The 14,641-nt window shown below is 32.2% G+C and carries 15 protein-coding genes; 3 read left to right on the plus strand and 12 right to left on the minus strand.

Annotated features, from left to right (window positions below; translation table 11 throughout):
- Positions 1-12 precede the first annotated feature (12 nt).
- A complete protein-coding gene (locus ABD730_RS07610) occupies positions 13-345 on the minus strand; it encodes an ArsR/SmtB family transcription factor (protein ID WP_334471326.1) in 333 nt (110 codons plus the stop codon).
- Positions 346-525: 180 nt separating this feature from the next.
- Between ABD730_RS07610 and ABD730_RS07615 the strand changes: the two genes are divergently transcribed.
- A complete protein-coding gene (locus ABD730_RS07615; RefSeq protein WP_344713715.1) occupies positions 526-1,371 on the plus strand; it encodes a DUF2911 domain-containing protein in 846 nt (281 codons plus the stop codon).
- Positions 1,372-1,700: 329 nt separating this feature from the next.
- Here the strand turns inward: ABD730_RS07615 and ABD730_RS07620 are convergent, their stop codons facing one another.
- The 11 genes from ABD730_RS07620 to ABD730_RS07670 all read right to left on the minus strand — a co-directional run bounded on the left by ABD730_RS07620 (position 1,701) and on the right by ABD730_RS07670 (position 13,562).
- Positions 1,701-3,509 carry a sodium:solute symporter family protein gene (locus tag ABD730_RS07620; RefSeq protein ID WP_344713716.1) on the minus strand — a complete coding sequence of 603 codons (1,809 nt, stop codon included), beginning with the start codon at positions 3,507-3,509 and terminating at the stop codon, positions 1,701-1,703.
- 186 nt (positions 3,510-3,695) lie between these two features.
- Positions 3,696-6,215 (minus strand): PIG-L family deacetylase, encoded by a 2,520-nt coding sequence (locus ABD730_RS07625; RefSeq protein ID WP_334471320.1) that lies wholly within the window; start codon positions 6,213-6,215, stop codon positions 3,696-3,698.
- Positions 6,216-6,366: 151 nt separating this feature from the next.
- Positions 6,367-7,590, minus strand: coding sequence for a DUF4272 domain-containing protein (locus ABD730_RS07630; RefSeq protein WP_344713719.1), 1,224 nt, complete (start codon positions 7,588-7,590; stop codon positions 6,367-6,369).
- Between the two features lie 57 nt (positions 7,591-7,647).
- The gene (gene corA / locus ABD730_RS07635) at positions 7,648-8,727 is read right to left on the minus strand and encodes a magnesium/cobalt transporter CorA (protein ID WP_334471316.1); all 1,080 of its coding nucleotides are present in this window, start codon (positions 8,725-8,727) and stop codon (positions 7,648-7,650) included.
- A 3-nt stretch (positions 8,728-8,730) separates the two neighbouring features.
- Positions 8,731-9,264, minus strand: a complete 534-nt coding sequence (locus tag ABD730_RS07640) for a mechanosensitive ion channel domain-containing protein (RefSeq protein WP_334471314.1) — start codon at positions 9,262-9,264, stop codon at positions 8,731-8,733.
- A 46-nt stretch (positions 9,265-9,310) separates the two neighbouring features.
- Positions 9,311-10,252 (minus strand): septum formation inhibitor Maf, encoded by a 942-nt coding sequence (locus ABD730_RS07645; protein WP_425583514.1) that lies wholly within the window; start codon positions 10,250-10,252, stop codon positions 9,311-9,313.
- 73 nt (positions 10,253-10,325) lie between these two features.
- Positions 10,326-10,919, minus strand: coding sequence for a Maf-like protein (locus ABD730_RS07650; protein WP_344713724.1), 594 nt, complete (start codon positions 10,917-10,919; stop codon positions 10,326-10,328).
- Between the two features lie 64 nt (positions 10,920-10,983).
- On the minus strand, positions 10,984-11,910 hold the full coding sequence (locus ABD730_RS07655; protein ID WP_215925191.1) for a geranylgeranylglycerol-phosphate geranylgeranyltransferase: 927 nt from the start codon (positions 11,908-11,910) through the stop codon (positions 10,984-10,986).
- Positions 11,911-11,918: 8 nt separating this feature from the next.
- Positions 11,919-12,230 (minus strand): hypothetical protein, encoded by a 312-nt coding sequence (locus ABD730_RS07660; RefSeq protein WP_334471307.1) that lies wholly within the window; start codon positions 12,228-12,230, stop codon positions 11,919-11,921.
- A gap of 7 nt (positions 12,231-12,237) precedes the next feature.
- A complete protein-coding gene (locus tag ABD730_RS07665; RefSeq protein ID WP_344713727.1) occupies positions 12,238-12,771 on the minus strand; it encodes a KdsC family phosphatase in 534 nt (177 codons plus the stop codon).
- A gap of 8 nt (positions 12,772-12,779) precedes the next feature.
- Positions 12,780-13,562: a Rossmann-like and DUF2520 domain-containing protein gene (locus ABD730_RS07670; protein WP_344713729.1), complete on the minus strand. Its 783-nt coding sequence runs from the start codon at positions 13,560-13,562 to the stop codon at positions 12,780-12,782.
- A gap of 115 nt (positions 13,563-13,677) precedes the next feature.
- On the opposite strand from ABD730_RS07670, the gene ABD730_RS07675 reads away from it, so the two are divergent.
- Both ABD730_RS07675 and mscL read left to right on the plus strand, forming a co-directional pair.
- On the plus strand, positions 13,678-14,067 hold the full coding sequence (locus ABD730_RS07675) for a group III truncated hemoglobin (protein ID WP_334471304.1): 390 nt from the start codon (positions 13,678-13,680) through the stop codon (positions 14,065-14,067).
- A 54-nt stretch (positions 14,068-14,121) separates the two neighbouring features.
- The gene (gene mscL / locus ABD730_RS07680; protein WP_334471302.1) at positions 14,122-14,571 is read left to right on the plus strand and encodes a large conductance mechanosensitive channel protein MscL; all 450 of its coding nucleotides are present in this window, start codon (positions 14,122-14,124) and stop codon (positions 14,569-14,571) included.
- Positions 14,572-14,641 lie beyond the last annotated feature (70 nt).

The raw sequence follows: 14,641 nt of genomic DNA on the forward strand, positions 1-14,641 counted from the left end.
GCAATATTATATTTAACAACAGTTATTGTTTTCATTTATATCTTGATTAAGGAATACAGAAAGTACGGTTTTCATCTGTGACCAATTATCTTTATCAATACAGTAACAAATGCTGGTGCCTGTAATGTTTCCTTTTATAAGTCCTATTTTTTTTAACTCTTTTAAATGCTGAGAAATGGTAGGTTGTGCTAAACCAATTTCATCAACCAAATCCCCACAAATACAAGAATCTATTTTAAATAAATGCTGAAGAATAGCCACTCTCGCCGGATGACCAAAAGCTTTAGCGATACTTGAGAGCTCATTTTGTTCTGGAGTGAAAATTTCTGATTTGGTTAAACCCATAAGTCTTTATATTATTATATTGCAATATTACGATTAATACTGTTATTATCCTAAATATTGCGTGTTAAGAAATCGTTATTAAAAATGTTAGTTTTCATTTTAAGGATTCCTTAACATTTATAGCATAGCTTAAGTTGTAATTTTACAACAGTTAAAAACAAACACTTAACACTATAAAAAATGAAGAAATTAGTACTATTTACATTTGCTTTAACTTTAATGTTTTCGGTAAATGCACAAATTAAAACACCACAACCAAGTCCTTTTACAAAAATTGAACAAGTCGTTGGTTTAACAGATGTTACTTTAGAATATTCTCGTCCAAGCATGAATGGGAGAACTATTTTTGGAGACCTTGTACCTTATGGTAAATTATGGAGAGCAGGAGCTAATAAAAACACAATGGTTACATTTAGTGATGACGTAGTTGTTGCTGGTAACACTTTAAAAGCTGGTGCTTACGCTATTTTTATTACACCTTCTGAAAAATCTTGGGAGGTTATTTTCTATACTGACACTAACAATTGGGGAGCACCAAAAACTATTGATGCTGCAAAAGTTGCTGCAAAAGTGAAGATTGAAACCATGCAGTTACCAATGAAAGTTGAAACATTTACGATTACTTTTGATAATTTAAAAAGTGGTTCTGCAGAATTAGGGTTTATCTGGGAGAATACTATGGCTAATTTAAAATTTGAAGTTCCAACTGCTAAGACAGTAGCGGCTTCTATTGAAAAAGCAATGGCAGGACCATCAGCTAACGATTATTATGCTGCAGCGGTTTATAACTTATCTGAAGGAAAAGATTTAGAACAAGCTAAAGAATGGATGGATAAGGCGATGGCTATGACTAAAGATCCTAAGTTTTACCAATTGAGAAAACAATCGTTATTGTATGCTGCTCTTGGAGATAAAAAGAAAGCAATTTCAACAGCTAAAGAATCTTTAGCTAAAGCAGAAAAAGCAGGCAATGCTGATTATATAAAAATGAATAAAGATTCTTTAAAAGAATGGGGAGCTAAGTAATTTACTAGCTTTCAGACATAAAATAACAAACGCAGCTTTTGGGTTACTTATAGTAAACAAAAAGTTGCGTTTTTTTGTTTGAATTAATGTTGGTTATAATCTAAGGCTATTATTAAAAAAGTGTTGTGGCATTCTTAACTTGCTTTAGAATAGGGAAACTTAGCCTTGGTTTATTCTTGTCATACTAAAAGATAAAAGTGCTATCGTAACATAAAACTATAGACTAAAAGTTTTAACTTTTTCTAGGTTTTATAAAGGCGCTATAGTGAAGAATTAAAATTTAGAATAGTAGATAAGTCAGATGTAAACGTAATAGCTTATAGGACTAATTATACGGCTTTTTTTGGTAATAGCATTTGTAATAGATGGGCAATTGTAATGACAACAATACAACCAAATAAATTCAGCCATAAGTAAGGCATCCAATCTAGCCACCAGCCAATAACGACAATAGCCTGTGTTATTAGTGCACCAAAAAATACAGCATTCCCTTTTATATATTTAAAGAAGAAAGCGAGTAAAAAGATACCCAAAACATTGCCGTAGAAAATAGAACCTATAATATTAACAAGTTGAATTAGATTCTCAGCAAGATCTGCAAAACAAGCAATAATAATGGCTACAATTCCCCAACCAAACGTAAACCATTTGGTCATTTTTACCATGTGTTCTTCACTTTTGTCTTCCTTTTGATTTCTACCGTATAAATCAATAGACGTAATGGTTGCCAATGCGTTAATTTCTGAAGCTGTTGAAGACATTGCTGCAGATAATATAACAGCTAATAATAAACCAATTAAACCCGTTGGTAGGTTATTTAAAATAAACCTAATAAACATGTAATCTCTGTCGTTGGTTTGTGTGTCTTTAGCGGCATCTTTGTATAGTGCTGTAAGTGCAGCCGATTTTGTGATATATGCTTCACTTTTAGGGTTAGACTTTAAAGCGTCAACTTCACTTTTAAGCTTATTGTATGCTAAGGTATAATCAGAATCAATAGCTTTTTTTATTAAAAACTTTGATTCAGAGCGGTAGGTTTTTTCAATACTGTCTAATTGAAATAGTTCGTTTTTTAAACTGTCATCAGTGCTTTTAGATAATGCCAAACTCACTTTTTGTTTTTCAGTAAATAATGCGGCTTGTTTATCTTGAAGCCTTCTGTAATCGTCACCAAATTCAGAAACTAAAACAGTCTGTTCAGATTTGTCTATAAAGTTTAAGGGCGAAGGATTAAATTGATAAAACACAAATACCATTACACCTACAAGTAGTATAAAGAATTGCATTGGTACCTTTAGCATACCATTAAACAATAAGCCCATTTGCATTTCTTTCATAGATTTACCAGAAAGATAACGTTGCACTTGACTTTGGTCTGTGCCAAAGTAGGAGAGCATTAAAAATGTACCTCCAATTAAACCAGTCCAAACGGTATATCTATTTTCTAAATCGAATGAAAAATCTAAGACTTTCATCTTTCCTGTAGCGCCAGCAATATCAATGGCGTCTATAAACGAAACTTCTTCTGGGATTAAATTAATGATGATAAACAAAGCGGCTATCATTCCTGCAAAAATGACAAACATTTGTTGTTTTTGTGTTACGGTTACGGCTTTTGTTCCTCCAGAGACAGTATAAATAATAACTAAAACACCAATAATGATGTTAAGGGTAATAATATTCCAACCTAAGACAACAGAGAGTATAATAGCAGGAGCAAAGATGGTAATTCCTGCTGCAAGACCTCGTTGAATTAAAAAGAGAATGGCTGTAAGACTTCGGGTTTTAAGGTCGAATCGATTTTCTAAAAACTCGTAAGCTGTGTAAACTTTAAGTCGATGATAGAGAGGGATAAATACCAAGCAAATTATAACCATGGCAATTGGAAGTCCGAAATAAAACTGGACAAAGCCCATGCCATCAGAAAATGCCTGACCTGTTGTAGAAAGGAATGTAATTGCACTTGCTTGAGTAGCCATTACAGATAGACCAATGGTCCACCATTTAGAAGTATTACCTCCTTTTATGTAATCTTGTGCATTTTTTCGACCTCTAGTTTTCCAAGTTCCATAACCAACAATCGTGGCTAAAGTTGCTATTAAAACCGTCCAATCAATCCAATCTAAAGTTTGCTGCATTATATGTTTTTATGCGAATGAAGCGGTAATAAAGTAAAATAAGACAATGTAAAGTGCATTTGCTATTAAAACAGCAGTATACATTTTACTCCATTTTTGCTTTGGTTGTGGTTGGTTTTGGTTGCGCATCTTTTTAGTTTTTAGTTAGTTGTTAGGGGTTTGTTATCTAATATTAGCTAAAAATCATCAGTTTTTAAATGACGGTTTATCGGCTTTTTCTGCGGATAGTAAGTTAGCAAAAATTCTGAAAGCACCCGACACTCCAGCAGGAAATTCTCTAAAAAAACTTAAACCTGTATAAATATAGTTGCCTTTACCGTATTTAGCAACCAATAGTGCTCCCTTTTTTGAACTTTCGCCTTTGTCGTTTGATGCCAGTAATGGTGTGAATTCTTTAGACCATTCATTAGGAAAATATAAGCCGCGTTCTTGTACCCAACCTTCAAAATCTTTACTCGTAATTTTATTTGGAAAGTTTAAAATTGGATGATTTGGTTCTAAGATTTGAATAGCAGCATTTTCATCCGTAACTCTGTCTCTAGACAATTTTAAGTTATAAGGCGCTAAGTTATCTATTTTAATACCTCTACTGGTATTGTATTGAATGATTAAATTACCACCTTCTTTTACGTACTCTAACAAGAATTTTTGTTTAAACTTTAAGTCTTCAACAATGTTATAAGCTCTAATGCCAACAACAATAGCATCAAAATTAGTTAAGTTTTCTGGTGAAATTTGTTCTGGTTCAATAATAGTCACATTATAACCAATTTGTCTTAAACTTTCAGGGACTACATCTCCAGCGCCTTCAATATACCCAATGTTTTTACCTCGTGTTTCAATGTTTAACCTTACGACTTTACTTTCACTTGGCATTAAAACCGTTTGAAATGGTATGTGAGCATAATCGATTTCTATGAGTTCATCGGTATAAAATTCACCATCAATATTCACCATTGGTGTAATTAAACCTTCGCTTTGGTTTTTTGGAGGTATAACTGTAAATACCACTTTTTGAATATCATCTTTATTAGCGATTTCAACTTTTTGCTTTTCTGGATAGACACTCCAACCTTTAGGATATGCCATTTGTACATAACCTTCAATATTATTCTTTCCAGCTTTAACAGTAACTTCAATTTCTTTTTGTTGGTCGTTTTCAAAGATGAAAACCTTATCACTTATACTTGCTGAAACTATTGGAATAATTTCGAAAGGTCTATATAATTCGCCTTTATCTGGTTTAGAATAACGATAAATTACAGGTTTTCTAATGCTTAAAGGTGTGCCTTCAATCATTAAGTTAAAATCAACAAAAACGGCTCTTGGTGTTTCTGGTAAACCGATTAAATTTTGGTTTTCCACGTTATACATGCCTAAGGAGCTTTTTTTGTTTAGCCAATATGGTGTTGTGTAATTTTTATTGTTTGAAATTGTTATGCTTTCTTCAAAGTTTAGCTTTTGGTTTGAAGCCAAAGTTATATTTTTAGTAATGCCTCTTTCTAATGTTGAAAGGCTATAAGAGACCAAATTAATATTGGCATTGCTTCGGTTTAAAACTTCCATATCTAACGTTACATTAGAATTTGGTGCTGCATTTGGGGTTTTAGCTGAAACTTCCAGGTACAATCCAGAGCAAGCTTCGATAATTGTTTTTAATTCTTTTGTTTTAACGGTTTTCCAGTGCTCGTCTTTTACATTTTGAAGCAATTTATAAGCTTCTAAAAGTTGTGGTAAATGTGATGCTGGGTTTTTAAAGTTAAAATGCGTTTCTACCAACTTTAAAATGTTTCCAATGGCCTTTCCGCCTTCAATTCTGTTCCAAGACACATCTATTCCAGAGAAGATATCTTCATTTTTTTGAAGTGGTTCACCTTTTAGAAACTCAATATATTCTTGTTGAGAGCCTCGTTGTGACAAACGTCCAAAACCTTGACATAAATGTTGACTACTTGCCAAAGCCGCCACTTCGTTATTAGACATGCCTTTGCTTGGGTAATAAACACCAACGTCAAAATTTATCATATTGCTTTTGTCTAATTTGTCAAATTCTTCTTGACTTCCGTATCTCCACCAAGAGGTATTGTAAAATAAGCGTTTAGGTTGCCACGTTTGGGTTAATTCTAATTGTGAGGTGTATTTAGAAGCATCATTTGCTAAATCAAAAGCTTCCATACTTAACATGGCCGAAGCGGTGTGATGACCATGCGTACGACCAGCTCTTCTATGATCAAAACGGTTAATAATAATATCGGGTTTAAATTCACGAATAGCCCAAACAACGTCTGATAATACATCATCTTTATTCCAGATTTCTAAAGTTTCGTCTGGATGTTTAGAATATCCAAAATCATTGGCTCTGGTAAAACGTTGCTCACCACCATCAACACGTCTTGCGGCTAACAATTCTTGGGTTCTAATAACGCCTAAAAGTTCTCGGATTTCTGGACCAATAAGGTTCTGTCCTCCATCTCCTCGAGTTAACGATAAATAAGCTGTACGTGCTTTAACTTCATTAGACATATAAGAAATTAAACGCGTGTTTTCATCATCAGGATGTGCTGCGATATACAAGACGGATCCTAGAACGTTGAGCTTTTGAACCGCTTCGTAAATTTCTGAAGAATTGTATTTTTTAGGTTGTTGCGCTTGTAATGAAACGATGGAGCTTATAAAAAGCAATAGACAAAGTCTAAGTTGGTACATGAGGTTATTAGTTAGTTTCGTTTCAAATATAGAAAAGTTAGTAGGTTCTGAACTTTGTTTTAGATTTTTTTAACGTTGCGATTAAGATACTAACGCTTTTGATAGAAACGGTGACAAATGTCTCAATAATGACTCCTATAGACTTTAATTTTTAGGTGTCACATGTTACATCATCCCAATCAGAACTCATGTAGTTAATGAGCCAATTGAGCGCATAATGTCTTTCATAGACAATTCCGTTATGAATTTCTGTAATTTCTTTACCGTTTATTCTAGCATCTACACAAGCCCAATCCATTCTGTAGTAGAGGTCATTAGCGTTTAGTATTTCGGTTTTACTTCTAACCTCTGTTTGTGCATTAATAAAGTCGTTTGGATTTTTATCTGGACCAATTGGATAGTTTTCGAATGGAATATTGTTTAAATCGGCCATCTGATTTGGGAAACCAAGATCGTCTACAATTTTTAATGCCCACATTAAGGTCCAAATGCACTCACATTTCCATGTTTCTTGGTTTTTCTTTTGGTCAGTAGGATTCTCTAGAAATGATTTTTCATCAGGAGTTACTATATCTAGTAAATCAAAATCAGTAATCATTTTTAGTGCGTCGTCACCTGAAATATTATTAAAAGCAACCAAATTGGTAATGGTTAAAATGGTTACTCTTTGCGCTATTTCTTTTGCCGTTCTTATGGTGGTGGCATTTTCACTTTCTATAAAAGGAAGGTTGGCGTTAATTTTTATGTGGTGATTTTTTAGGATGAGTTCACTTTCTTCTTTTCGAGATTTTTGGTCTTCTGTGATTTCTTCTATTTCACCATCATAATATTTAGAATCTATGACAACTTTAAGCTCTTTTATTTCACAATGTCCGTTTAAATCAATAATTAAGTTTAGGTGTTTGTCTAAAAAGTGTTGTCCATCTGCTTTAGAAATTATGGTTTGCGGTTGAGCGAAAACAATCGCGTCAAATTCATCTGCTAATTGACTAATGATGTCTTTAAGATTTTTGGTTTTACCTTTTTCTTGAAAAATTGAAAACTCAGAATTAAGGGTTTGGATTTTTCTTAAAAATAAACTTTTAATGTTTTCATTGGTTGTAGGAAGGGAAGACGCAAAGCCATAAAGTCCTTTTAAATTCTCGTTTAGCGGGCAGTGTTCTGTATCGCTGATTTGATAATCAGGTTGAAGCCGTTCTCTGTATGAAATTTTTACAATGTGGTCTGAAGAGAACAGGCCGCCTTTTGTTTGTATTTCTGCGATTTTAAAGCCATCTAATTCTGAAAAGGTGATTTGTCCTTTAGGAATATTAGTTTTTAAAATAGTTATGATTTTATCGAAGCCTAATTGGTGTGCGTATAATGTGCAGATCATTCTATTTAATTTTTAAAGATGCGTTTAAATAAAGGGAAATTTGATTTTGTAAAGCTTCTAGAGCCATTTTTTACGTTTAAAATAAAAGAGCAATCCAATAAACAGAACAAACATTACACCTAGAAGTATAAAATAACCGTTTTTATATTTTAGTTCAGGAATGTATTCAAAGTTCATTCCATATATGCCTGCAAGAAAGGTTAATGGGATAAAAATGGAAGACATTATGGTGAGTACTTTCATTACTTCGTTCATTCGATTGCTAATGGTTGTCATATACATGTCCATTAAACTCCAAATCATTTCACGGTAGATATCTATGTTTTCAGACACTTGAATTAAATGGTCATAAATATCTCTGTAATAGGTAATAGTGCGTTTGTAGATTAAAGGGTGTTCGCCTTTTTCAATCCGATTAATAATTTCACGTAGCGGAAAAATAGCACGACGTACTTTTAATATTTCTCGCTTTAATTGTTGTACTTCAATATTGATGTTTTCTCTTGTGTTTCCGGCAAACAAATCGTTTTCTAAATCTTCAATTTTATTGCCTAAGGTTTCAATAATACTAAAATAATGATCTACAACAGCATCAATTAAGGCATACAATAAATAGTCTGATTTTAGACCGCGTATTCTACCATTACCATGGCGCAGGCGTTCTCTTACTGTATCAAAGACATCGCCTTCTGCTTCTTGAAAAGAAAGGACGTAGTTTTTTCCTAAAACGAAGCTCACTTGTTCTATAACAATGTTTTCATCGTTGTCATAATACAGCATTTTAAGTACAATAAATAGATAGTCGTCATACTCATCAATTTTAGGACGTTGTGTGGTATTTACGATATCTTCGAGAACAAGAGGGTGTAATTCGTACTGTTTACCTATGTTTTCAATCTCATTAATGGAGTTTAACCCATCAATATTTATCCAAGTAACAGAATCTGTGCTTTTGTGTATTTTGGCATCTTCAATATTGGTGAGGATGCTTTCATTTAATGTTTCTTTGGTATAATCAAAGGATTCAATATGAAGTAGTTTTTCGGTTTTTACACCAGTATAAACTAAAGTGCCCGGAGCTTTTCCAATATGTTTTTTATAATTATGTGTGCGTTTTTTTATTGGTTTATTCTTCATAAGTTATAAAATACTACTGTCGTCTAAAGCATCCTTTTGCAATAAAGTTACAGCTTTTTGAAGAATGAGATTGTTTGGATAGGTTACTAAATCTCCATTATCCTCTCTAAGATGAATTTGAAACGCTCTAATATCTTCAATAATAGCCTCTAGTGGATAGTCTTTATCATGAATTTTTATTTTATCACCAACTTTATATGGGAAAGAAAAAAACATAATTACACCAGAAGTGATGTTACTTAAAATAGACCAAATAGCAAATAAGGCCACACCAATAACGGCAAATACAGAAGAAAATACAAGTGTAATATCTCGTGTTTCTGCGCCAAGAATAAAGGCTTCTATTAAAATAGCTATAAGAACAAAAACGACAGTTACATATCTACCAATTAATGTTGCTCGTGCTTCTGTAGTACCGCTTTTTTCGCCTATTTTTTTTACAGTAATTACAATAATTGTCCTAATTATAAACAATACGATTAATAATATAATCGTATAAATAAATTTGTCTTGATAGTTGGAAAATATTGAACTCATGTAAGGCTTATTTTGCTACACAAATATAATTCAGAAACTATAAAGTCTATTGTAATTTTAAAGTTTCTCTAAGGTTTAAATCTGCGTTGCTTTTTTTATTCCAATAGTCAGATTTTAAGGTTTCTAATTTTGTAGCTTTTGTAGTTAAGGTTGCGCTAGAAGTACCTATTCCGTTAGTTGTGGTTTCTTCCCAACCTATAATATCGAAAGGAAAATTAGGATTGAAATTTATTTTTAAAGTTCGGTTTGCCTCAGGATACGAAATGGTGTAACTATTATTTTCTAATTTGGTAAAAGCTTTTTGAGGTTCTAAGGCTTCGTGATTAAGTCTTGTAGATTCTAATGCCGGAATTAGGTCTAATTGCCCTACAGGAAGACTTTTGGGATCTATTCTTAATTTAGTCCATAATTCATTTTCGGTCCATGTTTTATCTAGCTTAAAGTTTTCGTCAGCTTCCCCTTGGAAATATGAATGTGATTGTACTTCAAAAGTATTGCGATTATTTAATTGCATATAAACATGTCCACACCATTCTTGTATAGAAGCAGAGATTTTTAAGGCATGTTGATTATTAGTAACGGGATAAAACGTACTCTGCATTATAGAGTATGGATATATGCCCGTATTAAAATTTTTAGTCGCATTTAATTTTAAAACAGGAATATTAGTTTCATTATAGTTGTCTGCTTTGACTTGTACATTGGGTAGAAAATCTTCTGTGACATAAACTAAAACAGCTGTGCCTTCTCGTAATTCGCCATAGCGAGCTTGTTCTAATTTGTAGGATGTTATTTCGGCTTCACCATCATACCAATACGCTTTAAACTCTTCTGATAATTTAGGTGCTGGTGCTACCTCTTCTGTTTTAGGTTCTGAAACCGTAGCTGTTTCTAATGTTTTGGTCTTGTTTTCTGTACAAGATGTAATAATAGATGTTACTCCTAGAATTAAAAGGTAAAAAAAGTTACGTTTTATATGTTTCTCCATGACTTGAATGTTTTTAGATTCTGAAACTAAGACATTTTGCCTCATAATTTCAAAGTATAATAAAGGTAAGACTCTAAAAACCTTTGACAATGGTATTTAACGTTTCGTAAAGTAAATGTGTTGGCAAACCAACAACGTTGTTATAAGAACCTTCAATACTTGTAATGCCTATTGCTCCAATCCATTCTTGTATACCATAAGCACCAGCTTTATCTAGTGGTTTATAGGTTTTAACATAGTACCAAATTTCTTCATCTGTTAAAGCCTTAAAAGTTACTTTTGTTGTTGTATTAACAAGGTGTTGCTCTGTTTTTAATGTAAAACAGATAGAAGTAACAACTTCATGTGTTTTGTTACTCAACGATTTTATCATAGAAAAAGCATCGTCTTCATCTTTAGGTTTGCCAATGGCTTTATGGTCTAGCCAAACAATTGTATCGCTTGTAATAAGAATGTCTTTATGCTGAATATTTTCTGTAAAAGGTGTCGCTTTTATTTTTGCTAAATAATCAGTGATTTCTTCACGTTTTAAGTCTTCAGGATAAATTTCTTCAACAGGTTTTAACTGAATGTCAAAGTCAAGATGCATTGCTTTTAAAAAAGCATGACGACGTGGCGAAGCAGAAGCAAGAATGATATTGAAATCTTTGAGTTTGTCATTAAGCATTAGCGATGGTTTTATATTAAAATAGTTACGAAAAAAGAAGTTTTATATAAAGATAAAATAAGGGTTATTTTAATATAAAATTATATAGCAATAAAGACAACATACCTGTGAGCATTACTAATTTTAAAACTAAACTAATGTGTTTGTATTGTGCTTTCTTTTGGGCACTAAATAATTTTATACTCACATAAATTAGCGGAGCTATAACTAATATTAAAAAATAGCCAACGACAAGTTGTTGCTTAAATAAGTAGGTAATTACGTAGTAAGTTATAGCGCATATAGGAATAAGAGACAGAAAAAATGCAATTTTATTAGCACGTTCTCTTCCTAAAATAATAGGTAGCGTTTGAATTCCTGCTTTATAGTCGCCATCAATATCTTCAATGTCTTTTACTAATTCTCTGATAAGATTAATCATAAAAGCAAAAATGGCGTAATCTCTAATAATATTAATGAATGTTAATTGGACAGCTTTGTTATTTATATTTATTGCAGGGATTAACTCAATAATACCCACCAATAAAATACTTAATGCCACCACAATAGACACGACAATATTACCAACTAAGGCTATTTGTTTTAGAGAAGTCGAATAAATATAAAGCAATGCAGAAGCTATAAAAAAGATAGCAAAAAAACCGGATTTATTAATCTCGTTAGTAATATAAAACCCTAAGCCAACACCTAATATATTAAGTATGATAAATAAAGTATATGCATTTTTTTCGGAAATATGCTTATGGATAATAACTTGGTTGGGTTTGTTTATTTTGTCAGTTTCAACATCATAAATATCATTAATAACGTAGCCTCCAGCAGCAATACAAAGTGTAGCTAATACTAGAAGGAAAAAGTTAAAATCGTTTAAGGTGGTTAATACGCTATGACTTTCGTGAAATGGTAATAAAAGGGCATATTTTACTAAATATTGCATTAGAGCAATCATTAGTAAATTTTTCCAACGGATTAAATTTAAAAAGTGAATCATTTGAAAGCTTAGTGGGATAAAATTTTAGTGATTAAATAAAATGTGGTAATCGCAATGATAATAAAAAGAATAGTGCTAATAATTACTGTTCTTTTTAAGAGTTTACGTTCTTGTTGTCGTATTTTATCTTTAATTTTTTGTTTGTCTTCTCTTGTTAAATCTTTATGCAAAAAATGCATTTTGTAATGTAGATGTGCTTCAAGATCTAGCTTATCCTTATATTTAGAAAAAGGTTTTGACGACCTTTGGTTAAATGTAGCCTGACTATTTCCAAAGCCAATATATCCAAACCCTGTGCTATGTCTTCTTCTGCTTGACATCTATGCTTTAGTCATATTTTGCATTAAAATTTCCATTCCATTTGCCTTGTACTTTTAGGACTTGCTCAATCACATCTCTTACAGCACCTTTTCCTCCATTTTTATGTGAAATATATTTTGAAATGGCTTTAATTTCTGGAACAGCATCTTGCGGACAACACGGCAAACCAACTAGTTTCATTACGGGATAATCTGGAATATCGTCTCCCATATACAACACTTGTGATTTTGAAATATTGTGTTGATCTAAATACGAATAGAGTTGTTCAATTTTATTATGAGCTCCCAAAAAGATGTCTTTAATACCTAATCCAGCCAAACGTTTTCTTACACCTTCGTTAGAGCCTCCAGAAATAATACAAAGATTAAAATGGGCATCAATTGCTGTTTTTAGTGCAAACCCGTCTTTAATATTCATAGTTCTTAACATTTCGCCTTCTGTGGTTACTGTGATTGTGCCATCGGTTAGGACACCATCAACATCAAAAATAAAGGTGGTAATGTCTGCTAAATATTCTTTGTAACTTTTATCGTCGTTCATTGGTTTATCTATTTTTTTGTTACTGGTCTAGAGGTTAGATTATGCGTCTTTTTTATAGAGGCTGCCAGTAATTTATAAATGGCTTCGTGTTCTTCTTTTTCAATCAGTTTTAGTTGCCGCTTTATTGTTTTTTTATCATTTCGTTTGGCAGGTCCTGTCTGTGCCATATAGGGAGACATTTGTTGAATTTTCTTTGCCGTTTCTTCAATTAAAGGGTGCAGTATTTTAAATTCTATATTTTTAGTTTCGCAGATTTCATGACCAATTCTGTAGAGTTGGTTGGTGAAATTATTAACAAAAACAGCTGCCAAATGAAGTGTTTGTCGCTGTTCGGTTGTAATCTTATGAGGTTTGCAACCTACTGCTTTGGCTAAATCTTTTAATAGTGTAAGGTTTTCCTTTTCGTAAACTTCTACACAAATAGGAACTTCCGAAAATTCTATTTCAGCCGTTTTAGAAAAAGTTTGTAAAGGGTAAAAAACACCAATCTTATTCTTTTTATCTAAATCGTGCATGGCAACACTTCCTGAGGTATGAACCACCATACGATTAGAAAATGGTAAATCAGAAGACAATTGTGAAATGCTATCATCGCTAACAGCAATAATGTAAATGTCGGCTTCCTTTAATTCGTCTAGCGAGTCTGTAATATCAACATCATTAGCGTAAGACGAAATTGATGCTCGCGTACGGTTATACCATTGGACAACTGAAACGGTTTCAGATTTTAAAAAGGCTTTATATAAATGTGTGGCTACGTTGCCAGCACCTAGTAATACAACTGATATCATGCTGTAAAAATACTAAGATTTCTTATTTTAGAATCACTAGAATGGGATTAAAAGAATAACTTTGGGTAACATTAAAAGAATGAGTCTATTTAGTAGATTGTAAATGTTAATTTCTATGGGTAAATCAGACATAAAAAATAGAGAAGATGTTTTTCTATTGGTATCAAAATTTTACGAAAAGGTAAGAAAAGATGAAAAATTAGGACCATTTTTCAATGAAACTATTAAAAATTGGGACGAACATTTAGAACATTTAACCACATTTTGGGAATCGAGTTTATTCCTAAAAACTAAATATTATGGTAATCCATTAGAAGCACATGTTAAAGTTGATGCTGCATTTAATCATAGTATTACCGAGTTGCACTTTGGCTTATGGTTAAATCTTTGGTTTGAAACTATAGATGAGTTATTTGAAGGCGACTATGCCGAAAATGCTAAGCGTAGAGCACGTAAAATGGGCACCTTTATGTATATGAATATTTTTGCAGCAAGAAAGGCCTGATTTTTTATAGGCATCTTCATAAATTTGTGTTTTAAAATCTAAAACAAAACACAGATGAAACTGATTAGAGAATTTAAGGAATTTGCAGTTAAAGGCAATATGATGGATATGGCAATAGGTATCATCATTGGTGCGGCCTTTAATAAAGTTATAGATGTTTTAGCAAAGCAAGTTATTTTACCACCTTTATCCTTATTGACAGACGGAGTTAATTTTGGTGATAAAAAATTAGTGTTACGAGAGGCTATAAATAGTGCTTCTGGCGAGATTATTACTAGTGAAGTTGCTATAGCTTATGGAAAATTATCTGAAGTGTTTTTAGATTTCTTAATCATTGGATTTACGGTTTTTATAATTGTAAAGTTTATGAATAGACTTAGAAATAAAGCCCATGATGCTAAAGATAAAACAGTGGTGACACCAAAGGATATTCAGCTCTTGTCAGATTTAAAAGAATTAATGGAAGAGCAAAATAGAATGCTTAAATCTAACACAAGGAATTAGGTTTGTAAATATGTATAAATTTAACATGTTTTAGTATTTTAATCTCATTTCCAAATCACTAAAATATCCT

Source organism: Winogradskyella damuponensis (genome assembly GCF_039538385.1).
GTDB classification, from domain to species: domain Bacteria; phylum Bacteroidota; class Bacteroidia; order Flavobacteriales; family Flavobacteriaceae; genus Winogradskyella; species Winogradskyella damuponensis.